Genomic DNA, 24,531 nt, shown 5'->3' with positions numbered 1-24,531 from the left:
TTCAGCGGCTGCTTGCTGGCAGTCGCTGAACGTTCTTTACCAGCGTATAGTGGGCGAACGAAAACTACACACTGGATCTCTCATGTCTGCCGCAGGAAAGAGCAACCCACTGGCAATCAGTGGCCTGGTTGTGCTCACACTTATCTGGAGTTATAGCTGGATTTTCATGAAGCAAGTCACCAGTTACATCGGTGCCTTCGACTTTACCGCCTTACGCTGCATTTTCGGCGCTCTCGTTTTATTCATCGTCCTTTTATTACGTGGTCGCGGAATGCGCCCGACACCGTTTAAATACACCTTAGCCATTGCCCTGTTACAAACCTGCGGGATGGTTGGTCTGGCGCAGTGGGCGTTGGTCAGCGGAGGTGCGGGGAAGGTGGCGATCCTGAGCTATACCATGCCGTTCTGGGTGGTGATTTTCGCCGCGTTGTTTCTCGGTGAACGCCTGCGACGTGGGCAATATTTCGCGATTCTGATTGCCGCTTTCGGCTTATTTTTGGTGTTGCAGCCGTGGCAACTCGATTTCTCTTCGATGAAAAGTGCCATGCTGGCAATCCTCTCCGGCGTCAGTTGGGGGGCGAGCGCGATTGTTGCTAAACGTCTGTATGCCCGTCATCCGCGCGTGGATTTATTGTCGTTAACATCCTGGCAGATGCTGTATGCGGCGCTGGTGATGAGTGTGGTCGCTTTACTGGTGCCGCAACGTGAAATTGACTGGCAGCCCACCGTGTTCTGGGCGCTGGCCTACAGTGCGATTCTGGCGACGGCACTGGCGTGGAGCTTATGGTTGTTTGTATTGAAAAACTTGCCTGCCAGTATTGCCAGCTTAAGCACACTGGCCGTTCCCGTTTGCGGCGTACTCTTTTCCTGGTGGCTGCTCGGCGAGAATCCGGGGGCCGTTGAAGGTAGCGGTATTGTGCTGATTGTGCTGGCACTGGCGCTGGTGAGCCGTAAGAAAAAAGAAGCCGTCAGTGTAAAAAGGATCTGAATTTTTTCTTCATGTGGGGCGATCTCTTATTTAACAAAATAACGATAATGCCCCACCATCCGCCAGTTAAACAGCACATCTTCTTCCTGCGCGCCTGCGCCAATGTTATGTATCACCAGCGGCGTACCGTCGCGGGCGAAGCCATCTGAAACCACCCCAATATGTGCCAGCCCGTTATCCAGTCGCCAGGAGACAATATCGCCCGCTTGATAGTCACTGGGGTTCTTGCTGGTGGGGCGTGTTTTATCATGGCGGCTAAACCAGGTTTCCAGATTAGGCACCCGACGGTGATCGATGTTGCTGTCCGGGCGCTTTAACTGCCATTTTTGCGGGTACTCAGCAAAATTCTTCGCCATATCTTCGTGAACCAGTTTCTGCAAATCGACCTTCTGGCTGCGCAATGCGCGGATCACCACATCAGAACAAACACCGCGTTCTTGCGGGACATCACCGCCAGGATAGGTAAGCCGCACATACGCCGGATCGTAAAATAGCGTGTTGCCGATTTGCTGTCTGGCACCGTCTGCGATGGCAAGGTTGGTATTGGCCTGGATTTGTACCACGGTTGGTGGAACGGCGGGAGATTTTAAGGAGTGGCTGGTAAATGCCGTTAGCAGGCTGAGCAGCGCCAGTGAAGCTTTCATCTGGTTCGTCCGTGAAAATAAGAGTCACAGATTCGACCTTCCGGGCTAACGATTGTTCTGTAGAGAAAATGTCCAGAAGCGGATAAAAAATTCCTGAACAACGTGGGAGTTTCAGATTACTGGCACAGAGTGCCGGATGCGGAGTGAACGCCTTATCCGGCCTACAAAAGCACGCAAATTCAATATATTGCAGAGATTGCGTAGGCCTGATAAGCGTAGCGCATCAGGCAATTTTGCGTTCAAACTCCCGGACAAGCCGGGAGTTTGGAGTAGGTTATTCCCACTCTTGCAGGAAACGCTGACCGTACTGGTCGGCTACCAGCAGAGCGGCGTAAACCTGATCTGGCGTCGCGCCGCCAGGCATGTTGTGGATGGTTTCACCTTCTGCACATGCCGCTTCTGCCACAATTCGCATTTTCGCCGGGACATCTTCTTTAATATCCAGTTGAGCGAGAGTTATTGGCAAACCTACCGCATGGCTAAGCGCAGCTACGGTTTCGATTTCCTCCACCGGCGCGTTTTCCAGAACCAGCTGCGTCAGCGTACCGAATGCCACTTTTTCACCGTGATAATAGTGATGCGCGTCCGGGATAGCGGTCAGGCCGTTATGCACTGCGTGCGCCGCAGCCAGACCACCACTTTCAAAACCAACACCGCTCAAATAGGTGTTCGCTTCAATCACGCGCTCCAGCGCCGGAGTCACTACATGCTGTTCGGCAGCAAGCATCGCTTTTTCGCCTTCTTCCAGCAGGGTGTTGTAGCACAGTTCAGCCAGTGCCAGCGCAGCCTGGGTGCACTTGCCGCCCGCCATGGTGGTCGCGCCGCTACGAGAGCAGGCACGCGCTTCAAACCAGGTTGCCAGCGCATCGCCGATACCCGCCGCTAACAGACGTGCAGGTGCGCCAGCGACGATTTTGGTGTCGACAATGACCATATTCGGGTTATTTGGCAACAGCAGATAGCGGTCAAACTCACCCTCATCGGTGTAGATAACAGACAATGCGCTGCACGGTGCATCGGTAGAGGCGATAGTCGGTGCGATCGCTACCGGAACACCCATGAAATGTGCCAGTGCTTTGGCAGTATCGAGGGTTTTTCCGCCACCGATACCGAGAATTGCGCCACACTGCGCAGTCTCCGCGATGCCACGCAGACGGTCGATCTCATTTTGCGAACATTCACCGCCAAACGGCGCAATTTCTACTACCAGTCCAGCATCTTTAAAGCTTTTCTCGACAGTGGATTGAGCAAAACCTAAAACAAATTTGTCACCCACCACTAACCAGCGTTCTGCCAGCGGCTTCAGGTATTCGCCCAGACGATTAATCACATCAGCGCCCTGGATGTATTTACCCGGTGATTGAATAATGCGGTCCATAATTGCTCCTTTAGAGATGAGTAGTGCCAAATGCGGCATTCCAGTCGTGTTCGAACTTCTCTATAGCTGACTCTACCGCAGGGGTGTTGAGCATTTGTTGCGCTACATCTAAGGGCAGGGTGATGGATTCACATCCTGCCAGTAAACAGTCCAGCGCCTGACGCGGCGTTTTAAAGCTGGCTGCCAGCACCATGCTTTCTGGCGCGTGCATTTCTAACAGCGTTTGCAGCTCCTGAACCGTACGAATGCCGTCTCCGCCCTGGGCATCTACGCGGTTAACATACGGAGCAACGTATTTTGCCCCTGCCAGTGCGGCTAATAACCCTTGTGCGGCGCTATATACAGCAGTGCCAAGTGTAGTAATACCCTCTTTTTTCAGTATTTTAATTGCTGCCAGACCTTCGGAAGTCACCGGGATTTTCACCACAATACCCGGAATAGCGTCGCGCAGGCGCTTCGCTTCTTCCACCATCCCCTGCGCGTCGCGGCTCATGGTCTGAGCAAACAGAATGCCCTCATCACCAATCGCTTTTTGCAGACGCGGCAGCACTTCCCATATGGACTCCTTGCTGGCAGCGATAATGCTCGGGTTAGTTGTCACCCCGGCAATGGGGAATATGCGTGCCAGACGTTCGACTTCTGCGACGTTAGCGGTGTCCAGATACAGTTCCATGATGTTTCCTTTTACAGTTCCAGTTCATGTTGCAGCAGGCTGGCGATAGCGTCGGCAGAGGCGGCGTTAACCAGCGCGTTACGGAATTCTTCGTGCATGATGCGGCGAGCGAGGCGCGAGAAAATGCGCATATGCTGATCGCCCGCAGCGTGTTTGTTCAGGGTTAACATAATGATGAATTGCGCTTCATCATCGCCCCAGCGCACCGGCGCTTGCAGACGCGCCACGCTGATGGTGGATTGCTCAATGTGTTCTGATTTGCTGTGTGGAATGGCAAAACTAAAGCCCAGACCGGTAGAGAAAACGGCCTCGCGCGCCCACAAGTCGGCTTCCAGTTTACGCGGATAGCGGCAGCGGCCCGCCAGCAGCAGGTTATCGGTCATGCCTTTGAGCACTTCTTCTTTGCTGCGCCAGTCGCTTTCCAGTGTGATGCACTCGGCGGTGACCAGCGGTGCGTCTTGTTGGGTCATGCGGAATTGCGCCAGCAGGTGTTCCACTTCCAGCGAAGTACGGCAGGCCATTGCCTGGTTGAGCAACTTGCGGCACTCACGGCTATCAAGTTGCGCCATCCGAGCTTTCGCCGCCGGAATTGATGGTGCGCTCATGCTGAGTTCATCCAGCCCTAAGCCGACCAGCAACGGCAGCACGGAACCTTTCGCTCCCAGCTCACCGCACAGACCAATCCATTTGCCCTGGCGATGCACCGCTTGCACGGCGTAATCGAGCGCCCGCAAGAATGCCGGATTCAGGCTGTTGTAGTGACGAGTAACCTTAGCGTTATCGCGATCCACCGCCAGCAGATACTGCGTCAGGTCATTACTACCAATACTAAAGAAATCAATCTCTTCGCAGCATTGATCGATGATGAACATCACCGACGGCACTTCCAGCATGATGCCGAGCTGGATTTTCTCATCAAACGGAATGTGTTCGTTACGTAGTTGCTGTTTGGCTTCCGCCAGTTTTTCTTTCACCCATAAGATCTCTTCCATTGAGGAGATCATCGGGATCATGATTTTCAGGCTGCCGTGAGCGGAGGCGCGGAGGATCGACCGTAGCTGCGTGGTAAACAACGACGCGTACTCTTCATAAATACGCACGGCGCGATAACCGAGGAACGGGTTTGCCTCTGCGGGAATGTTCAGATAATCAACGGGTTTGTCGCCGCCAATGTCCATAGTGCGCACAATAATGCTGCGTCCGTTGGCGGATTCCAGCGCCTGACAAAAAATGTTGTACAACTCGCTTTCGCCCGGTGCGCTGGTGCGATCCATATAGAGCATTTCAGTGCGGAACAAACCAACGCCTTCCGCACCATTGCCGAATGCGGCCTGCGCTTCCACGGAGTGAGCGATGTTAGCGGCAATTTCAATGCGGATACCGTCAGCGGTACGGGCTTGTTGGGTCAGCCAGACACGCTGTTGCTCACGCAGGGCGTCCTGTACGCGGGCTTCTTGCTGATAGTAACGAGCTACGGCTTCCCCTGGCTCAACCACAATCGCCCCGGCGTTGCCGTCGATATAAATCGTTTGTTGCTGCCACGGAGTAAGGGCATCAATATCCACACCAACCAGCGTTGGAATGTTGAACGAACGGGCAAGGATCACCGTATGTGAGGTGGTGCCGCCGCTTTTGAGCAACAATCCTTTGAGGTGATTTTTATCCAGTTCGAGGAACTGGCTGGGGGTCAGTTCATCAGCCATACAAATGGCGGGCTGCGTCAGTTTGCCCGGTGCCGGGAAGCGTTGCTCACCGTAGATTTGCTGGAGTAACTGGAAGCAGACGTCGCGTACGTCCAGGGCACGTTCTTGCAGGTAGCTGCTGCTGGAACGGGAAAACTCTTCGCAAAAGTGATTCGCGCTGGCAACAATTGCTTCGGCGCAGCTTAATCCGGCGCTGACGCCTGCCAGTAAATGTTCGCGCAGGGAAGTATCGCCAGCCAGGGATCGGTGAGCTTCCAGAATCGCGCTGGTAGCACCGTCGCTATCCAGCAGACGAAACTCAATGTTTTTCAGTACCAGCGTCAGGCCGTTTTCCAGTGCGGATTGCTCGGCGTCAACGCCTTTGGCTGCGGGAAGATTACCCAGCGCATTGAGATCTAAAGAAGAGATCGGCGTCAGAATGCCGCCTGCACTACCGCTGCACACGGTGCGGGCGCGGATAATTTGCGGATTCAGATTGGTCAGTGAAACCGGCAGTGGTTCCAGTTCGTCAGATTTAACTTCCGCCAGCGGCGCATCGCAGTGGGGGAATTCATCGCGCAGCCATTGGCTTAAACGCTGGTGCGCTTCCTGTTCGTCGGCCCCGGAAATCAGTAACTGGCAGTTATCGCCCGCCAGCGTATCGGTGCCAATCAGCGCAAGGGCGCTTTTGGCGTTGCCCTTGCGGTCAGTGCGCAGGTTATGCCACTCAATTTGTGATGAAAAAGTATTACACAGCGTTTCAACGTGGCTTGCCGGACGCGCATGTACGCCGTTAGGTAGCTCACAAATAAATTCCACAATCAGGGCCATTGCCTCTCTCCCGGTACGGTTTTCTGTTTACAGGATAAGAGCGCACGGCAACGGCCTGCCATGTGACAAATCTGCCAAAAGCTGGACAAATGTAATGTAACCGTCAATTTGCGACGCGTCTCACAAGACGCCGTTTTGCGGCATGCTTCCGGATTATCGCAAGTTATGAGGCGGATCGCATTTTTGTACTGATATTACAAAAGTCCAGTAAATGGCCTTTTTATCCACTGTTTGCTCCGCCTGCGATTGCCTATTGTTTCCTCCATCAAAAATATGGACATGGGCTTTCGCAAGCCCGGGAGCAGCTTATGAATGAGTTGGTGCAGATCCTGAAAAATACCCGTCAGCATTTAATGACGGGCGTTTCACACATGATTCCCTTCGTGGTATCGGGCGGTATTTTGCTGGCGGTTTCCGTCATGTTGTATGGCAAAGGCGCAGTGCCGGATGCCGTAGCCGATCCGAATTTGAAAAAACTGTTTGATATCGGCGTTGCAGGTTTGACGCTGATGGTGCCTTTCCTCGCCGCTTACATTGGTTACTCCATTGCAGAGCGTTCTGCGCTGGCTCCGTGCGCTATCGGTGCCTGGGTTGGTAACAGCTTTGGTGCGGGCTTCTTTGGTGCGCTGATCGCCGGGATTATCGGCGGCATCGTGGTGCATTACCTGAAGAAAATTCCGGTGCATAAAGTTCTGCGCTCGGTGATGCCTATCTTCATTATTCCTATCATCGGCACACTGATTACCGCAGGCATCATGATGTGGGGCTTGGGCGAGCCTGTAGGGGCGTTGACCAACAGCCTGACCCAGTGGCTACAGGGGATGCAGCAGGGCAGCATTGTTATGCTGGCGGTGATCATGGGTCTGATGCTGGCGTTCGATATGGGCGGTCCGGTTAACAAAGTGGCCTATGCCTTCATGCTGATTTGCGTTGCTCAGGGTGTATATACCGTGGTGGCCATTGCTGCCGTGGGTATTTGTATCCCGCCGCTGGGGATGGGGCTGGCGACGCTGATTGGTCGTAAAAATTTCTCCGCAGAAGAGCGCGAAACCGGCAAAGCGGCGCTGGTGATGGGGTGCGTTGGGGTTACTGAAGGGGCGATTCCTTTCGCCGCTGCCGATCCGCTGCGTGTTATTCCTTCCATCATGATCGGTTCAGTTTGTGGTGCAGTCACTGCGGCGCTGGTCGGTGCGCAGTGCTATGCAGGCTGGGGTGGTCTGATTGTGCTGCCGGTGGTTGAAGGCAAGCTGGGTTATATCGCAGCAGTGGCTGTCGGGGCGGTTGTGACGGCAGTCTGCGTGAACGTGCTGAAAAGTCTGGCGCGTAAAAATGGGTCTTCGACTGATGAAAAAGAAGACGACCTGGATTTGGATTTTGAAATTAATTAATTGAGGAACGAGCCATGACGAAAATTATTGCAGTAACCGCATGTCCTTCAGGTGTTGCCCATACCTATATGGCAGCAGAGGCGCTGGAAAGTGCCGCGAAAGCGAAAGGCTGGGAAGTGAAAGTAGAAACCCAGGGGTCAATTGGTCTGGAAAATGAACTGACAGCGGAAGACGTGGCGAGCGCTGATATGGTGATTCTGACCAAAGATATCGGCATCAAGTTTGAAGAGCGTTTTGCTGGCAAGACCATCGTGCGCGTCAACATCAGCGATGCAGTAAAACGTGCTGACGCCATTATGAGCAAAATTGAAGCTCACCTGGCGCAAACCGCTTAAGTTCTTCTCCCGCTCGCAAGGGCGGGTTCGCTTTCCCACAGGAGTTCCTCATGACGAATCGTATCTCTCGCCTCAAAACTGCACTGTTTGCCAATACCCGTGAAATCTCGCTGGAGCGGGCGCTGCTTTATACCGCCAGCCATCGGCAAACCGAAGGCGAACCGGTGATATTGCGCCGGGCGAAAGCAACAGCGTATATCCTTGAACATGTTGAAATTTCGATTCGTGATGAAGAACTGATTGCCGGTAACCGCACGGTGAAACCACGCGCCGGGATTATGTCGCCGGAAATGGATCCTTACTGGCTGCTGAAAGAGTTGGACCAGTTCCCGACGCGTCCGCAGGACCGCTTTGCTATCAGCGAAGAAGATAAACGTATCTACCGCGAAGAGTTGTTCCCGTACTGGGAAAAACGTTCGATGAAAGATTTCATCAACGGGCAGATGACAGATGAAGTAAAAGCCGCGACCAGCACGCAGATTTTCAGCATCAACCAGACAGATAAAGGCCAGGGGCACATTATTATTGATTACCCACGCCTGTTGAATCACGGTCTGGGTGAGCTGGTGGCGCAGATGCAGCAACATTGTCAGCAACAGCCGGAGAATCACTTTTATCAGGCAGCGCTGTTATTGCTCGAAGCCTCGCAGAAACACATTTTGCGTTACGCCGAACTGGCGGAAACGATGGCGGCAAGCTGCACTGATGCCCAGCGTCGCGAAGAGCTGCTGACTATTGCGGAGATCTCTCGCCATAACGCCGAACATAAGCCGCAGACGTTCTGGCAGGCGTGCCAGTTATTCTGGTACATGAACATCATTCTGCAATACGAATCCAACGCCAGTTCGCTATCGTTGGGGCGCTTCGACCAGTATATGTTGCCGTTCTATCAGGCATCATTAACCCAGGGCGAAGATGCGGCGTTCCTGAAAGAACTGCTCGAATCTTTATGGGTGAAATGCAACGACATCGTGCTGTTGCGCTCCACCAGCAGCGCGCGTTATTTCGCCGGTTTCCCGACCGGCTATACCGCACTGCTCGGCGGGTTAACCGAGAACGGACGTAGCGCGGTGAACGTACTTTCGTTCCTCTGTCTCGACGCCTATCAAAGTGTGCAATTACCGCAACCGAACCTCGGCGTGCGCACTAACGCCTTGATCGACACGCCGTTCCTGATGAAAACCGCCGAAACCATTCGCCTCGGCACCGGTATTCCGCAAATCTTTAACGATGAAGTGGTGGTGCCAGCGTTCCTCAACCGTGGCGTTTCGCTGGAAGATGCGCGCGACTATTCCGTAGTGGGCTGTGTGGAATTATCTATTCCCGGCAGAACCTACGGCTTGCATGACATCGCGATGTTTAATCTGCTGAAAGTGATGGAAATCTGCCTGCATGAAAATGAAGGCAATGCTGCGCTGACTTATGAAGGTTTACTGGAGCAGATCCGCGCCAAGATCAGCCACTACATCACCCTGATGGTTGAGGGCAGCAATATTTGTGATATCGGCCATCGCGACTGGGCACCTGTACCGCTGCTCTCATCGTTTATCAGCGATTGTCTGGAAAAAGGCCGCGATATTACCGATGGCGGCGCGCGTTATAACTTCTCCGGCGTACAGGGGATCGGTATCGCCAACCTGAGCGATTCTCTCCATGCGTTGAAAGGGATGGTTTTTGAGCAACAGCGTTTAAGTTTTGACGAATTGCTGTCGGTATTAAAAGCCAACTTCGCAACGCCAGAAGGCGAAAAAGTCCGCGCTCGCTTAATTAACCGCTTCGAGAAATACGGTAACGATATCGACGAGGTGGATAACATCAGCGCCGAACTGTTGCGCCACTACTGCAAAGAAGTGGAAAAATACCAGAACCCGCGCGGCGGCTACTTCACGCCGGGATCGTATACCGTTTCTGCTCACGTCCCGTTGGGATCGGTGGTTGGCGCGACGCCAGACGGTCGTTTTGCCGGAGAACAGCTGGCAGACGGCGGCTTGTCACCCATGCTGGGCCAGGACGCACAAGGGCCAACGGCGGTACTGAAGTCAGTCAGTAAGCTCGATAACACACTGCTGTCTAACGGTACATTGCTGAACGTGAAATTCACTCCGGCGACCCTGGAAGGTGAAGCGGGATTACGCAAACTGGCCGACTTCTTACGGGCGTTTACCCAGCTTAAGTTACAACATATTCAGTTTAACGTGGTGAACGCCGACACGTTGCGGGAAGCGCAACAGCGCCCACAAGATTATGCCGGGCTGGTGGTGCGCGTTGCCGGATACAGCGCCTTCTTTGTCGAACTGTCGAAGGAGATCCAGGATGACATCATCCGCCGGACAGCGCATCAGCTGTAACGTTGTGGAAACGCGCCGCAATGATGTGGCGCGCATTTTCAACATTCAGCGTTATTCACTGAATGACGGTGAGGGCATTCGTACGGTGGTCTTTTTTAAAGGCTGTCCGCATCTTTGCCCGTGGTGTGCTAATCCGGAGTCGATCTCCGGCAAAATCCAGACGGTACGCAGAGAGGCGAAATGTCTGCACTGTGCGAAATGTTTGCGTGATGCGGATGAATGCCCCTCCGGGGCGTTTGAACGGATTGGTCGCGATATCAGCCTTGACGCTCTGGAACGGGAAGTGATGAAAGATGACATTTTTTTTCGCACGTCCGGCGGCGGCGTCACGCTTTCTGGCGGCGAAGTGTTAATGCAGGCGGAGTTTGCTACCCGTTTTTTACAGCGACTGCGGCTGTGGGGTGTGTCATGCGCCATTGAAACTGCCGGAGACGCGCCAGCAAGCAAGCTGTTACCGCTGGCGAAATTGTGCGATGAAGTGCTGTTCGATTTAAAAATTATGGACGCGACTCAGGCGCGGGATGTGGTGAAGATGAACCTGCCACGCGTGCTGGAGAATCTGCGTTTGCTGGTGAGTGAGGGTGTCAACGTGATCCCGCGTTTACCGTTGATCCCTGGTTTCACGCTCAGCCGGGAGAATATGCAGCAGGCGCTGGATGTACTGATCCCGCTGAAAATCAGGCAGATCCATCTGTTACCGTTTCATCAGTACGGCGAACCGAAATACCGCCTGCTGGGGAAAACATGGTCGATGAAAGAGGTGCCTGCGCCGTCGTCAGCCGATGTGACAACGATGCGCGAAATGGCAGAACGGGCCGGATTTCAGGTTACCGTGGGAGGTTAAAATGGCATACCTGGTGGCAGTAACCGCCTGCGTCAGTGGCGTGGCGCATACTTATATGGCGGCGGAACGGCTGGAAAAGTTGTGCCTGTTAGAGAAGTGGGGAGTCAGCATTGAAACTCAGGGCGCGCTGGGAACGGAGAATCGTTTAGCGGACGAGGATATCCGTCGGGCGGATGTTGCTCTGTTGATTACGGATATCGAGCTTGCCGGTGCCGAGCGATTTGAACATTGCCGCTATGTGCAATGCAGCATCTACGCATTCCTGCGTGAGCCGCAGCGGGTAATGAGCGCGGTGCGCAAAGTGCTTTCTGCGCCGCAGCAAACCCATCTTATTCTGGAGTAGTCGGTTTTTCTGTCAGTTGGCTGTGGTACTGCCGGCGATATTCCGACGGCGAGCGTTCGGTGTTTTTACGAAACAGACGGCAGAAGTAGTTGCTGTCGACAAAGCCGCAGGCGTGCGCCACTTCTTTTACCTTCAGGTCATAGCCTTTCAATAACGTCTTAGCGTGCTCCAGTCGCGTGTGATTCAGGTATTCGTTAAAACCAATGGCCCCCGTTTTTTGAAACAGGTGCGAGAGGTAATTTGGCGAAATATAAAACGCCTGCGCAACAGATTCGCGGGTAAGCGCGGAGGCATAGCGTTCGTCGATATAATCGCGAATAGCTTCAAATAGTGCCTGGCTGCGTGAGGCGGTCTGGATTTGGCTGCCAAGCAAATCGCGGCAGTGGCTAAGCAGGCTGGCGACGATAAGCCTTGCCGTTTGCTGCTCCTGCGGCTGCATTTGCATTTCATTGAGCGTTTGTAGCAGAAAAGAACCTATGCGTGGGCCGCGCCGGGCGACGTGTTGCTTCGCCAGATTTTGATATTGTTTGCCATCCCATTGCACGACGCTGAAGCCGAGTTGCTGTTTGCCAAACAGCACGCTAAAGGTGGTAGCGGGTGTTTTCCATTGTGGGAAATTCCAGCCACCAGCGGCAACGTACAGCACATCGCCGGGAACTAACGTTGCTCCAGCGCCGGTATCAACAAACTCACCTTCCAGCACAATTTCCAGCCGTGGAAAATCGACCTGATACGCAAGATCGGGCACCGGGCCGTTACTGCTGGCAAAGTAAATCTGGCGCAGGGACAGCGGGCCGTTGATCAGGCGGGAGAGCAGATAGCTGACGTCGTGATACATGTTATTCCCTTAGGTATGTAGACGGGAAAACAGTAACTGGCATTATTAAAAAAGGCCACCTGAAAAGTGTGGCCTGAGGGGAGTTCGATGTAAACATTGCGGCAGTTGTATTGCCGGATGTGGCGTAAACGCCTTATCCAGCCTACCGCCGCGATCTGTAGGCCGGATAAGACGCGTCAAGCGTCGCATCCGGCAAATAGCGCCTGGCTGATAATTACTGATTACCCACCTGATCGCCATACGGCAGTGTGTCGTAATCGATCAGCGCGTTTTTCTTGTACGGGTTACCAATCCAGCGGGTAGTTTCTTTGAACTGCGGATTCACCACTGAACGGGTTGGATCGTAACCGTCGTAAGATAAGCCCGCCAAATCTGACCAGGTGTGGATCAGTTCCGCCAGGCTGTATTTACGATCGACATCCTGTGAGAAATCACGGGGATGAGTCGCTTGCCATTTTTCCGACGTCCACAGCAGGAACGGAATGGTGTACATATGACGCGTCGGGTTGTCCTCATTACGCCCCTGGGTTTTATGAGGCGGCGTGTCGTAAACCTCTTCACCGTGGTCAGAGAAGTAAACCAGGAATCCGTTCGGGTCTGCCGCTTTAAAGTCTTTAATCAGGCTGGCAACCACATGATCGTTATACAGGTTAGCGTTGTCATAATCGTTATATGATTCCAGCTCTTCTGCGCTTAATCCTGGCGGAACATGATCGGTATTGCCATCAAACTTGCCCTGATTTTCCGGGTAGCGGTATTTGTATTTGATATGCGTACCCAGCAGATGAACGATGATCAGTTTCTTCGGCGCAGGGTCATTCAGCACATCCTGGAACGGCTTCAGCACGTTGGTGTCGTATTCACGCGCACTCTGCGTACGTTGCTGGTTCATGTAGTACTGCTTGTCGGTCTGGCGCGAAAATACCGTCAGCATGGTATTGCGGGCGGTCATCGTCTGCTGGTTGGTGATCCAGAAGGTTTTATAACCCGCCTGTTTCATCATGTTCATCAGCGACGGCTGCGTCAGATACAGGTCCGGGTTCTTTTCATTGGCAAAGGTCAGCGCCTGTTGCAGGATTTCAATGGTGTACGGACGAGACGTAACCACGTTATTAAACACGGTCAGATTCGGATCGGTTTTATGCAGCGCATCCAGCTCCGGCGTGGTTTCACGCGGATAACCGTACAGACTCATGCGTCCACGCTGGGTTGACTCGCCAATCACCAGCACTAAGGTGCGCGGTTCGTTACCCGATTCATCTTTGAAATTAGCCAGCGGCGGCAAGGCATTATTTTCATTCAGTAGCTTTGTTAGCGAGTTTAGTTGCTGACGATACTGATAATAGCCGGTCAGGAATTGCCACGGTGCGGCAGGCTCCATACGCGAGGCCAGGTTGTCCAACGTTTTCTCAAACGGCTTGTTTTTGATAAACGTATTCATGGCGATCGGATGCAGAATCAAGCCATAAAGCAGGGCAAAAGAGACAACATAACGCCACGGCTTTGGAATATAGACCGGGCGCAGGCGTGTCCACAGCAGAACTGCCACCGCCGTATAGGCCAGCGCGATAAGCACAATTTTCAGGCTGAAATACTGGCTTAAATACTCGCTGGCTTCGTTGGTGTTGGTTTCGAACATCACAAACAGAACGCTCTGCGAGAACTCCTGACCGTAGATGACGTAGTAGCACAGCGCCGCCAGAGAGGCCGCCCATAGCACCACGCCGATTACTGCGGCAATAATTTTAATCCGCTTCGGAAAGAGGAATACCGGGATCAACCACAGCGAACTGAATAACAGCGAGTCGCGAATGCCGTTAGTGCCACTATAACCACTGATGTAAATAATGGCCTGTAGCAGAGTAGAGAAAAACCAAAAGTAGAGCAGTGCCCAACCCAGGGCTTTCCAGCTAAAAAGAGGTTTAGCCTGGACTTCTGTGGAATGCATAGTAAGAACCTGTCTTGAAAAAATATCGCCGAATGTAACGACAATTCCTTAAGGATATCTGAAGGTATATTCAGAATTTGAATAAAATGCAGACAGAAATATATTGAAAACGAGGGTGTTAGAACAGAAGTATTTCAGAAAACCCTCGCGCAAAAGCACGAGGGTTTGCAGAAGAGGAAGATTAGCCGGTATTACGCATACCTGCCGCAATCCCGGCAATAGTGACCATTAACGCTTGTTCGACGCGAGGATCCGGTTCCTGGCCTTCTTTTTCTGCCTGGCGGGAGCGGTGCAGCAACTCGGCCTGCAATACGTTCAGCGGGTCGGTGTAAATATTCCGTAGCTGAATAGACTCTGCAATCCACGGCAGATCGGCCATCAGATGGGAATCGTTGGCAATCGCCAGCACCACTTTGATGTCTTCTTCTTGCAGGTTGCGTAACTCTTTACCTAACGGCCACAGTGCTTTGTCTACCAGGCGTTGGTCATAGTATTCCGCCAGCCACAGGTCTGCTTTGGCGAAGACCATCTCCAGCATGCCGAGACGCGTCGAGAAGAATGGCCAATCGCGGCACATAGCCTCCAGCTCGCTCTGTTTGCCGTCTTCGACCACTTTTTGCAGCGCCGTACCTGCACCCAGCCAGGCGGGGAGCATCAGACGGTTTTGCGTCCAGGCGAAGATCCACGGAATGGCGCGTAGTGACTCGACGCCGCCGGTTGGGCGACGTTTCGCCGGACGTGAACCCAACGGCAGTTTGCCCAATTCTTGTTCCGGCGTAGCGGAGCGGAAGTAAGGCACAAAATCTTTGTTTTCACGTACGTAGCCACGGTAGAGATCGCAGGAGATGACTGACAGTTCATCCATAATGCGACGCCAGCTCTCTTTCGGCTCAGGTGGTGGCAGCAGGTTGGCTTCCAGAATCGCCCCGGTGTACAGCGACAGGCTGCTGACGGTGATTTCTGGCAGACCATATTTAAAGCGGATCATCTCGCCCTGTTCAGTCACGCGCAGGCCACCTTTCAGGCTTCCTGGCGGTTGTGACAGCAGCGCCGCATGAGCAGGTGCGCCGCCGCGACCAATGGAACCGCCGCGACCGTGGAACAACGTCAGCTCAATACCCGCTTTTTCGCAGGTTTTGATTAATGCATCCTGTGCCTGATATTGCGCCCAGGAAGCTGCCATCACTCCCGCATCTTTTGCTGAGTCGGAATAGCCAATCATCACCATCTGTTTGCCCTGAATCAGGCCACGATACCAGTCAATATTGAGCAGCTGGGTCATGACATCGTTGGCGTTGTTCAGATCATCGAGGGTTTCAAACAGCGGAGCAACCGGCATCGCAAACCCGATACCCGCTTCTTTCAGCAGCAGGTGGACAGCCAGTACGTCGGACGGCGTTTTCGCCATCGAGATCACGTAGGCGGCAATGGAGCCTTGCGGTGCTTCGGCAATCACCTGGCAGGTATCGAGCACTTCGCGCGTTTCGGCGCTTGGTTGCCAGTTGCGCGGCAGAAGCGGACGTTTGGAGTTCAGTTCGCGGATCAGGAACGCCTGTTTGTCGGCCTCTGACCAGCTTTCGTAGTCGCCGATACCGAGGTAGCGGGTCAGCTCGCCCAGCGCTTCGGTATGACGCGTGCTCTCCTGACGGATATCAATACGGACCAGCGGTACGCCGAAACATTTCACGCGGCGCAGGGTGTCGAGCAGATCGCCGTTGGCGATAATACCCATGCCACACGCCTGAAGTGACTGGTAGCAAGCGTAGAGCGGTTCCCACAGTTCTTCGTTTTGTGTCAGCAGGCCTTCTGGTTTTGGCAGTTCTTCGCCTTTCAGGCGCGCTTCCAGCCATGCCTGTGTCGCCATCAGGCGAGAACGCAGGTTTTTCATCAGATAGCGATACGGTTCTGCGGCACCTTCTTCGCCAACCAGCGCCAGCAGTTCAGGGGTCGCTTCAACCATCGACAGTTCAGAAACCAGCACCTGAATATCTTTCAGGAACAAATCGGTGGCTTTCCAGCGGCTGAGTAGCAGGACGTGGCGGGTGATATCGGCAGTGACGTTCGGGTTGCCGTCGCGGTCGCCGCCCATCCACGAAGTAAAACGGACCGGAACAAATTCGACGGGCAGTTTGTAGCCGAGGTTCTCTTCCAGTTGTTCGTTCAGTTCGCGCAGGTAATTTGGTACGCCTTGCCACAGGCTGTTTTCCACTACGGCAAAGCCCCATTTGGCTTCATCTACCGGGCTTGGACGCAGCTTACGGATTTCATCGGTATGCCATGACTGGGCGATCAACTGGCGCAGGCGACGCATCAGCTGGTTGTGTTCGTAGTCAGCGATATCTTTGTTATCGAGCTGTTTTAAACAGGCGTTCACTTCCACCATTTTGTGGATCAGTGTACGACGGGTAATTTCGGTTGGGTGAGCCGTGAGGACCAGTTCCAGCGACAGCGATTCCACTGCTTTTTTGATGGTGTCTTCGCTCAGTTCCGGCTGGTTTTTCAGTTTACGCAGGGTGCGGGCGATCACTTCCGGGTTGCTGGCAGCTTCGCCTTTCGGCGAAATGCTGTGGTATTGCTCGGCGGTGTTGGCCAGGTTCAGGAACTGACTAAACGCACGCGCAACGGGCAGCAGCTCGTCGTTCGACAAATTTTGTAAGGTGGTGAGCAACTCCTGGCGGTTAGCATCATTGCCAGCGCGTGAAGATTTCGACAACTTACGGATAGTTTCTACGCGTTCAAGAATGTGTTCTCCCAACGCATCCTTGATGGTTTCTCCCAGCACTTTGCCGAGCATACTGACATTACTACGCAATGCGGAATATTGTTCGTTCATATTACCCCAGACACCCCATCTTATCGTTTGATAGCCCTGTATCCTTCACGTCGCATTGGCGCGAATATGCTCGGGCTTTGCTTTTCGTCGTCTTTTATAAAGCCACGTAAAAGCGGTGACGTCAAATGCTGCGAAATCGCTTCAGCAAACGAATAAATAGCAGGAATTTACGCCATTAAATTCACGACGCTTTAAATAAGCGTAACTTATGGAAATGTTAAAAAATCGCCATACATAACACCAAAGGTGTAGGTCGGATAAGATGCGCAAGCATCGCATCCGACATTATTGCGGCACAGGAGTTTGGCAACGGTGCCGGATGCGGCGCGAGCGCCTTATCCGGCCTACGTTTTAATGCCAGCAAAAATGGTGAATTACCTGGATAATCAACTCACGGGTGGGTTTAATAAACCGCGTCTCCAGATATTCATCAGGCTGATGAGCTTGATTGATGGAACCCGGACCGAGCACCAGCGTAGGGCATAACGTTTGAATAAACGGCGCTTCGGTACAGTAATTCACCACTTCGGTTTTTGCTCCGAGCAATTTCTCAACCACTTCAACCAGTTGATGATTCGGTGGGCATTCATAGCCAGGGATCGGCGGATGCAGCTCGTCGACCGTCAGACGACCCGGCCAGCGTTCGCTCACCGGAGCCAATGCATCGTTGAGCAAACCATTAAGTTCATTGAGTGTCATGCCAGGCAGCGGACGAATATCCATATGCAACTCACAGCAAGCGCAAATACGGTTAGAAGCGTCGCCACCGTGAATATGCCCGAGGTTGAGCGTAGGGTATGGCACGGTAAACGCTTCGTAGTGATAACGTTCTTTCAGGTTATCGCGCAATTGCAAAATATGCCCGATGGCGTCGTGCATTAGTTCGATAGCGTTAACTCCGCGTGCTGGATCGCTGGAGTGCCCCGACTGGCCCTGAATACGGATGGCGTTAGAGATATGACCTTTATGTGCGCGTACCGGTTGTAGTGACGTCGGTTCGCCAATGATGGCGCAATCCGGGCGCAGGGCGGTAGTTTCGGCAAAATAACGCGCTCCGGCCATACTGGTTTCTTCATCAGCAGTCGCCAGAATGTAGAGCGGTTTTTTCAGTTTCGTGACGTCGACATCGCGTAGCGCATCAAGGATAAACGCAAAAAAGCCTTTCATGTCGGCGGTGCCTAAGCCGTAAAGCTTGCCGTCATGCTCCGTCAGTGTAAACGGATCGCGCGTCCAGCGACCGTCATCAAATGGCACCGTATCGGTATGCCCCGCCAGCAACAAGCCGCCAGCCCCCTGTCCGATACTTGCCAGCATATTGAATTTGTTGCGAGTTCCTGGAACAGGCTGCACTTCCACATTGAAGCCCAAATCTTTAAACCAGTCCGCCAGCAGAGTGATTAAATCTGCATTGCTTTGATCGAGTGCCTCTTCCGTGGCGCTTATTGAAGGTGTGGCAATCAGAGCGCGGTAAATCTCGATAAATGGCGGTAATTTGTTTTTCATTGTTGACACACCTCTGGTCATGATAGTATCAATATTCATGCAGTATTTATGAATAAAAATACACTAACGTTGAGCGTAATAAAACCCACCAGCCGTAAGGTGAATGTTTTACGTTTAACCTGGCAACCAGACATAAGAAGGTGAATAGCCCCGATGTTGGATACGCTGATTGTGGGTGCCAGCGGCTACGCTGGCGCAGAGCTAGTGACCTATGTAAATCGCCATCCGCATATGAACATAACCGCTTTGACTGTTTCAGCGCAAAGCAATGATGCGGGAAAGTTAATCTCCGATTTGCATCCGCAGCTAAAAGGCATCGTTGATCTGCCGTTGCAGCCGATGTCGGATATCAGCGAGTTTAGCCCAGGGGTGGACGTAGTGTTTCTCGCCACCGCCCATGAAGTTAGCCACGATTTAGCGCCGCAGTTTCTTGAAGCGGGCTGCGTGGTGTTCGACCTTTCCGGCGCGTTTCGTGTTAACGACGCCACCTTCTATGAAAAATATTACGGCTTTACCCATCAATACCCGGAACTGTTGGAACAGGCAGCCTACGGTCTGGCGGAGTGGTGCGGTAATAAATTAAAAGAAGCGAATTTGATTGCGGTGCCGGGCTGTTATCCGACGGCGGCACAGCTGGCGCTGAAACCGTTGATTGATGCCGATCTTCTTGACCTCAATCAGTGGCCGGTGATCAACGCCACCAGCGGCGTGAGCGGTGCAGGGCGTAAAGCGGCCATTTCAAACAGCTTTTGTGAAGTTAGCCTGCAACCGTATGGCGTCTTTACTCATCGCCATCAACCTGAGATCGCCACACACCTCGGTGCTGACGTTATCTTCACCCCACATCTGGGCAATTTCCCGCGCGGCATTCTCGAAACCATTACCTGCCGCCTGAAATCGGGTGTGACCCAGGCGCAAGTCGCGCAAGTGTTACAGCAGGCGTATGCCCATAAACCGCTGGTGCGGCTGTATGACAAAGGCGTTCCGGCGCTGAAAAATGTCGTTGGGCTGCCATTTTGCGATATCGGGTTTGCCGTTCAGGGCGAGCATCTGATTATTGTGGCGACCGAAGACAACTTACTGAAAGGCGCGGCGGCACAAGCGGTACAGTGCGCCAATATTCGTTTCGGCTATGCGGAAACGCAGTCTCTTATTTAAGGGTGCAATGATGAATCCATTAATTATCAAACTGGGCGGCGTACTGCTGGATAGTGAAGAGGCGCTGGAACGTCTGTTTAGCGCACTGGTGAATTATCGTGAGTCACATCAGCGTCCGCTGGTGATTGTGCACGGCGGCGGTTGCGTGGTGGATGAGCTGATGAAAGGGCTGAATCTGCCGGTGAAAAAGAAAAATGGCCTGCGGGTGACGCCTGCGGATCAGATAGACATTATCACCGGAGCACTGGCGGGAACGGCAAATAAAACCCTGTTGGCATGGGCGAAGAAACATCAGATTGCGGCCGTAGGTTTGTTTCTCGGTGACGGCGACAGCGTCAAAGTGACCCAGCTTGATGAAGAGTTAGGCCATGTTGGACTGGCGCAGCCAGGTTCGCCTAAGCTTATCAACTCCTTGCTGGAGAACGGTTATCTGCCGGTGGTCAGCTCCATTGGCGTAACAGACGAAGGGCAACTGATGAACGTCAATGCCGACCAGGCGGCAACGGCGCTGGCGGCAACGCTGGGCGCGGATCTGATTTTGCTCTCCGACGTCAGCGGCATTCTCGACGGCAAAGGGCAACGCATTGCCGAAATGACCGCCGCGAAAGCAGAACAACTGATTGAGCAGGGCATTATTACTGACGGCATGATAGTGAAAGTGAACGCGGCGCTGGATGCGGCCCGCACGCTGGGCCGTCCGGTAGATATCGCCTCCTGGCGTCATGCGGAGCAGCTTCCGGCACTGTTTAACGGTATGCCGATGGGTACGCGGATTTTAGCTTAAGTTTTGTTGGCCGGAGGCGCAGCTTTCCGGCATTGAATTTCAAAATAAGGAAACAGAGTTATGGCACTTTGGGGCGGGCGTTTTACCCAGGCAGCAGATCAACGGTTCAAACAATTCAACGACTCACTGCGCTTTGATTACCGTCTGGCGGAGCAGGATATTGTTGGCTCTGTGGCCTGGTCCAAAGCCCTGGTCACGGTAGGCGTGTTAACCGCAGAAGAGCAGGCGCAACTGGAAGAGGCGCTGAACGTGTTGCTGGAAGATGTTCGCGCCAGGCCACAACAAATCCTTGAAAGCGACGCCGAAGATATCCATAGCTGGGTGGAAGGCAAACTGATCGACAAAGTGGGCCAGTTAGGCAAAAAGCTGCATACCGGGCGTAGCCGTAATGATCAGGTAGCGACTGACCTGAAACTGTGGTGCAAAGATACCGTTAGCGAGTTACTGACGGCTAACCGGCAGCTGCAATCGGCGCTGGTGGAAACCGCACAAAACAATCAGGACGCGGTAATGCCAGGTTACACTCACCTGCAACGCGCCCAGCCGGTGACGTTCGCGCACTGGTGCCTGGCCTATGTTGAGATGCTGGCGCGTGATGAAAGCCGTTTGCAGGATGCGCTTAAGCGTCTGGATGTCAGCCCGCTAGGCTGTGGCGCGCTGGCGGGAACGGCCTATGAAATCGACCGTGAACAGTTAGCAGGCTGGCTGGGCTTTGCTTCGGCGACCCGTAACAGTCTCGACAGCGTTTCTGACCGTGACCATGTGTTGGAACTGCTTTCTGCTGCCGCTATCGGCATGGTGCATCTGTCGCGTTTTGCTGAAGATCTGATTTTCTTTAACACCGGCGAAGCGGGGTTTGTGGAGCTTTCTGACCGCGTGACTTCCGGTTCATCATTAATGCCGCAGAAGAAAAACCCGGATGCGCTGGAGCTGATTCGCGGTAAATGCGGCCGGGTGCAGGGGGCGTTAACCGGCATGATGATGACGCTGAAAGGTTTGCCGCTGGCTTACAACAAAGATATGCAGGAAGACAAAGAAGGTCTGTTCGACGCGCTCGATACCTGGCTGGACTGCCTGCATATGGCGGCGCTGGTGCTGGACGGCATTCAGGTGAAACGTCCACGTTGCCAGGAAGCGGCTCAGCAGGGTTACGCCAACGCCACCGAACTGGCGGATTATCTGGTGGCGAAAGGCGTACCGTTCCGCGAGGCGCACCATATTGTTGGTGAAGCGGTGGTGGAAGCCATTCGTCAGGGCAAACCGCTGGAAGATCTGCCGCTCAGTGAGTTGCAGAAATTCAGTCAGGTGATTGACGAAGATGTCTATCCGATTCTGTCGCTGCAATCGTGCCTCGACAAGCGTGCGGCAAAAGGCGGCGTCTCACCGCAGCAGGTGGCGCAGGCGATTGCTTTTGCGCAGACTCGGTTAGGGTAAGAACATTTATATGTATAAATTTGAGCCTGGCTTATCGCCGGGCTTTTTTATGGCAAAAAAAAGCGGATCCTGGAGATCCGCAAAAGTTCACGTTGGCTTTAGTTATTCGAGTTGAGAAACTCTCGAAACGGGCAGTGACTTCAAGGGTTAAAAGAGGTGCCGCTCCGTTTCTGTGAGCAATTATCAGTCAGAATGCTTGATAGGGATAATCGTTCATTGCTATTCTACCTATCGCCATGAACTATCGTGGCGATGGAGGATGGATAATGAATATTCGTGATCTTGAGTACCTGGTGGCATTGGCTGAACACCGCCATTTTCGGCGTGCGGCAGATTCCTGCCACGTTAGCCAGCCGACGCTTAGCGGGCAAATTCGTAAGCTGGAAGATGAGCTGGGCGTGATGTTGCTGGAGCGGACCAGCCGTAAAGTGTTGTTCACCCAGGCGGGAATGCTGCTGGTGGATCAGGCGCGTACCGTGCTGCGTGAGGTGAAAGTCCTTAAAGAGATGGCAAGCCAGCAGGGCGAGACGATGTCCGGACCGCTGCACATTGGTTTGATTCCCACAGTTGGACCGTACCTGCTACCGCATATTATCCCTATGCTGCACCAGACCTTTCCAAAGCTGGAAATGTATCTGCATGAAGCACAGACCCACCAGTTACTGGCGCAACTGGACAGCGGCAAACTCGATTGCGTGATCCTCGCGCTGGTGAAAGAGAGCGAAGCATTCATTGAAGTGCCGTTGTTTGATGAGCCAATGTTGCTGGCTATCTATGAAGATCACCCGTGGGCGAACCGCGAATGCGTACCGATGGCCGATCTGGCAGGGGAAAAACTGCTGATGCTGGAAGATGGTCACTGTTTGCGCGATCAGGCAATGGGTTTCTGTTTTGAAGCCGGGGCGGATGAAGATACACACTTCCGCGCGACCAGCCTGGAAACTCTGCGCAACATGGTGGCGGCAGGTAGCGGGATCACTTTACTGCCAGCGCTGGCTGTGCCGCCGGAGCGCAAACGCGATGGGGTTGTTTATCTGCCGTGCATTAAGCCGGAACCACGCCGCACTATTGGCCTGGTTTATCGTCCTGGCTCACCGCTGCGCAGCCGCTATGAGCAGCTGGCAGAGGCCATCCGCGCAAGAATGGATGGCCATTTCGATAAAGTTTTAAAACAGGCGGTTTAAACCGTTTAACGCAGCTACCCGATAGGCTTCCGCCATCGTCGGGTAGTTAAAGGTGGTGTTGACGAAGTACTCAATAGTGTTGCCGCCACCTTTCTGTTCCATAATCGCCTGACCGATATGAATAATTTCGGCAGCGCGCTCGCCAAAGCAGTGAATACCCAGAATCTCTTTTGTTTCCCGATGGAACAAAATTTTCAGCGTGCCCACGTTCATGCCGACGATTTGTGCGCGTGCCAGATGTTTAAACTGGGCGCGGCCCACTTCATATGGCACTTTCATTGCGGTCAGCTGCTGTTCGGTTTTGCCCACAGAGCTGATTTCCGGGATGGTGTAAATACCGGTAGGGATATCTTCAATCAGATGTGCGGTGGCTTCGCCTTTTACCAGCGCCTGCGCGGCAATGCGCCCCTGGTCATAGGCCGCCGACGCCAGGCTCGGATAACCAATCACGTCGCCCACCGCGTAAACGTGTGGCTGTGCGGTCTGATACATGCTGTTGACCTTCAGCTGTCCGCGGCTGTCAGTTTCTAGCCCAATGTTCTGTAACGCCAGCGAATCGGTATTACCGGTGCGACCGTTGGCATAGAGCAGGCAGTCAGCTTTCAGTTTTTTACCCGACTTCAGATGCATGATCACACCATCGTCACAGCCTTCGATCTTCTCGTACTCTTCGTTGTGACGAATCACTACGCCACTGTTCCAGAAGTGATAGGAGAGAGAATCTGACATCTCTTGATCGAGAAATGCCAGCAGGCGATCGCGGGTGTTGATCAGATCCACTTTTACATCCATACCGCGGAAGATCGACGCATATTCACAGCCGATCACTCCAGCACCATAGATAAGTACATGGCGCGGTTCGTGGTGCATGCTGAGAATTGAGTCGCTGTCGTAAATGCGTGGATGGGTGAAATCAACATCTGTTGGATGATATGGACGAGAGCCGCAGGCAATAACAAATTTTTCAGCGGTTAGTGTTTCAACGCTGCCGTCCGGGCAATCCAGCGCCAACGTATGCTCGTCAACAAAGCGAGCGTTTCCCTGCAATATTTCACAGTGATTACGTTCGTAAAATCCCTGACGCATGCGCGTTTGTTGATTAATCACGTTATCGGCATGGTTAAGGATATCGGCAAAAGAAGAGCGGAGCAGTCGGGAATGGTCGCTGTAAAGTGGGTTTTGATTGAATTCTATAATGCGGCTGACGGCGTGACGGAGAGCTTTCGACGGGATGGTGCCCCAGTGGGTGCAACCGCCGCCAACATTTTGATAACGCTCGATAACTGCGACGCGCGCACCTTGCTTAACCAGGCCCATTGCAGCGCCTTCGCCGCCGGGGCCGGAACCTATTACTATGGCATCGTAATCGTAGGAATGTGGCATGGTAGGGCTTAC

General features: G+C 53.4%; 19 protein-coding genes. 10 read left to right on the top strand and 9 right to left on the bottom strand.

Annotation, left to right across the window (positions count from 1 at the left end; all coding sequences use genetic code 11):
- Positions 1-82: 82 nt before the first annotated feature.
- Entirely contained in the window at positions 83-988 is a 906-nt protein-coding gene (gene yijE / locus AB4H76_RS21920) for a cystine transporter YijE (protein WP_001271242.1), read from the top strand.
- Between the two features lie 26 nt (positions 989-1,014).
- On the opposite strand, the gene AB4H76_RS21915 is transcribed toward yijE, so the two are convergent.
- The 4 genes from AB4H76_RS21915 to ptsP all read right to left on the bottom strand — a co-directional run bounded on the left by AB4H76_RS21915 (position 1,015) and on the right by ptsP (position 6,196).
- Positions 1,015-1,632 carry a DUF1287 domain-containing protein gene (locus tag AB4H76_RS21915; RefSeq protein WP_000647870.1) on the bottom strand — a complete coding sequence of 206 codons (618 nt, stop codon included), beginning with the start codon at positions 1,630-1,632 and terminating at the stop codon, positions 1,015-1,017.
- 274 nt (positions 1,633-1,906) lie between these two features.
- Positions 1,907-3,010 carry a bifunctional L-1,2-propanediol dehydrogenase/glycerol dehydrogenase gene (gene gldA, locus AB4H76_RS21910; RefSeq protein WP_000374004.1) on the bottom strand — a complete coding sequence of 368 codons (1,104 nt, stop codon included), beginning with the start codon at positions 3,008-3,010 and terminating at the stop codon, positions 1,907-1,909.
- A gap of 10 nt (positions 3,011-3,020) precedes the next feature.
- Positions 3,021-3,683 carry a fructose-6-phosphate aldolase gene (gene fsa / locus AB4H76_RS21905; RefSeq protein WP_000424840.1) on the bottom strand — a complete coding sequence of 221 codons (663 nt, stop codon included), beginning with the start codon at positions 3,681-3,683 and terminating at the stop codon, positions 3,021-3,023.
- 11 nt (positions 3,684-3,694) lie between these two features.
- A complete protein-coding gene (ptsP, locus tag AB4H76_RS21900; RefSeq protein WP_001174077.1) occupies positions 3,695-6,196 on the bottom strand; it encodes a phosphoenolpyruvate--protein phosphotransferase in 2,502 nt (833 codons plus the stop codon).
- A 308-nt stretch (positions 6,197-6,504) separates the two neighbouring features.
- Here ptsP and AB4H76_RS21895 point away from each other — a divergent pair, with 308 nt between their 5' ends.
- The 5 genes from AB4H76_RS21895 to AB4H76_RS21875 are packed head-to-tail and all read left to right on the top strand — an operon-like array spanning position 6,505 to position 11,454.
- Complete coding sequence (locus tag AB4H76_RS21895) at positions 6,505-7,584, top strand: PTS fructose transporter subunit EIIC (RefSeq protein WP_004025948.1); 1,080 nt, start codon at positions 6,505-6,507, stop codon at positions 7,582-7,584.
- A 14-nt stretch (positions 7,585-7,598) separates the two neighbouring features.
- Complete coding sequence (locus AB4H76_RS21890; RefSeq protein ID WP_000161265.1) at positions 7,599-7,919, top strand: PTS fructose-like transporter subunit IIB; 321 nt, start codon at positions 7,599-7,601, stop codon at positions 7,917-7,919.
- A 50-nt stretch (positions 7,920-7,969) separates the two neighbouring features.
- Complete coding sequence (locus tag AB4H76_RS21885) at positions 7,970-10,267, top strand: formate C-acetyltransferase (RefSeq protein WP_004025950.1); 2,298 nt, start codon at positions 7,970-7,972, stop codon at positions 10,265-10,267.
- The gene (locus AB4H76_RS21880) at positions 10,233-11,111 is read left to right on the top strand and encodes a [formate-C-acetyltransferase]-activating enzyme (protein WP_000204139.1); all 879 of its coding nucleotides are present in this window, start codon (positions 10,233-10,235) and stop codon (positions 11,109-11,111) included. The genes AB4H76_RS21885 and AB4H76_RS21880 overlap by 35 nt, the downstream gene beginning before the upstream one ends.
- A 1-nt stretch (position 11,112) precedes the next feature.
- Positions 11,113-11,454, top strand: coding sequence for a PTS fructose-like transporter subunit IIB (locus AB4H76_RS21875; RefSeq protein WP_000323846.1), 342 nt, complete (start codon positions 11,113-11,115; stop codon positions 11,452-11,454).
- Here the strand turns inward: AB4H76_RS21875 and AB4H76_RS21870 are convergent.
- The 4 genes from AB4H76_RS21870 to argE form a co-directional block, all read right to left on the bottom strand.
- The gene (locus AB4H76_RS21870) at positions 11,441-12,292 is read right to left on the bottom strand and encodes an AraC family transcriptional regulator (RefSeq protein ID WP_000274624.1); all 852 of its coding nucleotides are present in this window, start codon (positions 12,290-12,292) and stop codon (positions 11,441-11,443) included. The genes AB4H76_RS21875 and AB4H76_RS21870 overlap by 14 nt on opposite strands.
- A 214-nt stretch (positions 12,293-12,506) precedes the next feature.
- A complete protein-coding gene (locus AB4H76_RS21865) occupies positions 12,507-14,240 on the bottom strand; it encodes a phosphoethanolamine transferase CptA (RefSeq protein WP_000556295.1) in 1,734 nt (577 codons plus the stop codon).
- Between the two features lie 181 nt (positions 14,241-14,421).
- Positions 14,422-17,073, bottom strand: coding sequence for a phosphoenolpyruvate carboxylase (gene ppc / locus AB4H76_RS21860; protein ID WP_001005579.1), 2,652 nt, complete (start codon positions 17,071-17,073; stop codon positions 14,422-14,424).
- A 351-nt stretch (positions 17,074-17,424) separates the two neighbouring features.
- Positions 17,425-18,576: an acetylornithine deacetylase gene (argE, locus tag AB4H76_RS21855; protein WP_001301272.1), complete on the bottom strand. Its 1,152-nt coding sequence runs from the start codon at positions 18,574-18,576 to the stop codon at positions 17,425-17,427.
- Between the two features lie 153 nt (positions 18,577-18,729).
- Between argE and argC the strand changes: the two genes are divergently transcribed.
- The 4 genes from argC to oxyR all read left to right on the top strand — a co-directional run bounded on the left by argC (position 18,730) and on the right by oxyR (position 23,136).
- Positions 18,730-19,734: an N-acetyl-gamma-glutamyl-phosphate reductase gene (gene argC / locus AB4H76_RS21850; RefSeq protein ID WP_001401416.1), complete on the top strand. Its 1,005-nt coding sequence runs from the start codon at positions 18,730-18,732 to the stop codon at positions 19,732-19,734.
- A gap of 7 nt (positions 19,735-19,741) precedes the next feature.
- Complete coding sequence (argB, locus tag AB4H76_RS21845; protein WP_001302318.1) at positions 19,742-20,518, top strand: acetylglutamate kinase; 777 nt, start codon at positions 19,742-19,744, stop codon at positions 20,516-20,518.
- A 60-nt stretch (positions 20,519-20,578) separates the two neighbouring features.
- Complete coding sequence (gene argH, locus AB4H76_RS21840) at positions 20,579-21,952, top strand: argininosuccinate lyase (RefSeq protein WP_076486670.1); 1,374 nt, start codon at positions 20,579-20,581, stop codon at positions 21,950-21,952.
- A gap of 266 nt (positions 21,953-22,218) precedes the next feature.
- Entirely contained in the window at positions 22,219-23,136 is a 918-nt protein-coding gene (gene oxyR, locus AB4H76_RS21835) for a DNA-binding transcriptional regulator OxyR (RefSeq protein WP_001025939.1), read from the top strand.
- On the opposite strand, the gene sthA is transcribed toward oxyR, so the two are convergent.
- A complete protein-coding gene (gene sthA / locus AB4H76_RS21830; RefSeq protein ID WP_001120810.1) occupies positions 23,119-24,519 on the bottom strand; it encodes a Si-specific NAD(P)(+) transhydrogenase in 1,401 nt (466 codons plus the stop codon). The genes oxyR and sthA overlap by 18 nt on opposite strands.
- Positions 24,520-24,531: the final 12 nt, after the last annotated feature.

The organism is Escherichia sp. UTM R2, from assembly GCF_048593455.1.
GTDB classification, from domain to species: domain Bacteria; phylum Pseudomonadota; class Gammaproteobacteria; order Enterobacterales; family Enterobacteriaceae; genus Escherichia; species Escherichia coli.
The sequence above is the reverse complement of the archived record's forward strand: the minus strand, read 5'-3'. Positions and strand labels throughout refer to the sequence as shown.

Bases quoted from the DNA above. Each gene is read 5' to 3' on its own strand.
- yijE (WP_001271242.1), top strand. From the start codon at position 83: ATGTCTGCCGCAGGAAAGAGCAACCCACTGGCAATCAGTGGCCTGGTT.
- AB4H76_RS21915 (WP_000647870.1), bottom strand. From the start codon at position 1,632: ATGAAAGCTTCACTGGCGCTGCTCAGCCTGCTAACGGCATTTACCAGC.
- gldA (WP_000374004.1), bottom strand. From the start codon at position 3,010: ATGGACCGCATTATTCAATCACCGGGTAAATACATCCAGGGCGCTGAT.
- fsa (WP_000424840.1), bottom strand. From the start codon at position 3,683: ATGGAACTGTATCTGGACACCGCTAACGTCGCAGAAGTCGAACGTCTG.
- ptsP (WP_001174077.1), bottom strand. From the start codon at position 6,196: ATGGCCCTGATTGTGGAATTTATTTGTGAGCTACCTAACGGCGTACAT.
- AB4H76_RS21895 (WP_004025948.1), top strand. From the start codon at position 6,505: ATGAATGAGTTGGTGCAGATCCTGAAAAATACCCGTCAGCATTTAATG.
- AB4H76_RS21890 (WP_000161265.1), top strand. From the start codon at position 7,599: ATGACGAAAATTATTGCAGTAACCGCATGTCCTTCAGGTGTTGCCCAT.
- AB4H76_RS21885 (WP_004025950.1), top strand. From the start codon at position 7,970: ATGACGAATCGTATCTCTCGCCTCAAAACTGCACTGTTTGCCAATACC.
- AB4H76_RS21880 (WP_000204139.1), top strand. From the start codon at position 10,233: ATGACATCATCCGCCGGACAGCGCATCAGCTGTAACGTTGTGGAAACG.
- AB4H76_RS21875 (WP_000323846.1), top strand. From the start codon at position 11,113: ATGGCATACCTGGTGGCAGTAACCGCCTGCGTCAGTGGCGTGGCGCAT.
- AB4H76_RS21870 (WP_000274624.1), bottom strand. From the start codon at position 12,292: ATGTATCACGACGTCAGCTATCTGCTCTCCCGCCTGATCAACGGCCCG.
- AB4H76_RS21865 (WP_000556295.1), bottom strand. From the start codon at position 14,240: ATGCATTCCACAGAAGTCCAGGCTAAACCTCTTTTTAGCTGGAAAGCC.
- ppc (WP_001005579.1), bottom strand. From the start codon at position 17,073: ATGAACGAACAATATTCCGCATTGCGTAGTAATGTCAGTATGCTCGGC.
- argE (WP_001301272.1), bottom strand. From the start codon at position 18,576: ATGAAAAACAAATTACCGCCATTTATCGAGATTTACCGCGCTCTGATT.
- argC (WP_001401416.1), top strand. From the start codon at position 18,730: ATGTTGGATACGCTGATTGTGGGTGCCAGCGGCTACGCTGGCGCAGAG.
- argB (WP_001302318.1), top strand. From the start codon at position 19,742: ATGATGAATCCATTAATTATCAAACTGGGCGGCGTACTGCTGGATAGT.
- argH (WP_076486670.1), top strand. From the start codon at position 20,579: ATGGCACTTTGGGGCGGGCGTTTTACCCAGGCAGCAGATCAACGGTTC.
- oxyR (WP_001025939.1), top strand. From the start codon at position 22,219: ATGAATATTCGTGATCTTGAGTACCTGGTGGCATTGGCTGAACACCGC.
- sthA (WP_001120810.1), bottom strand. From the start codon at position 24,519: ATGCCACATTCCTACGATTACGATGCCATAGTAATAGGTTCCGGCCCC.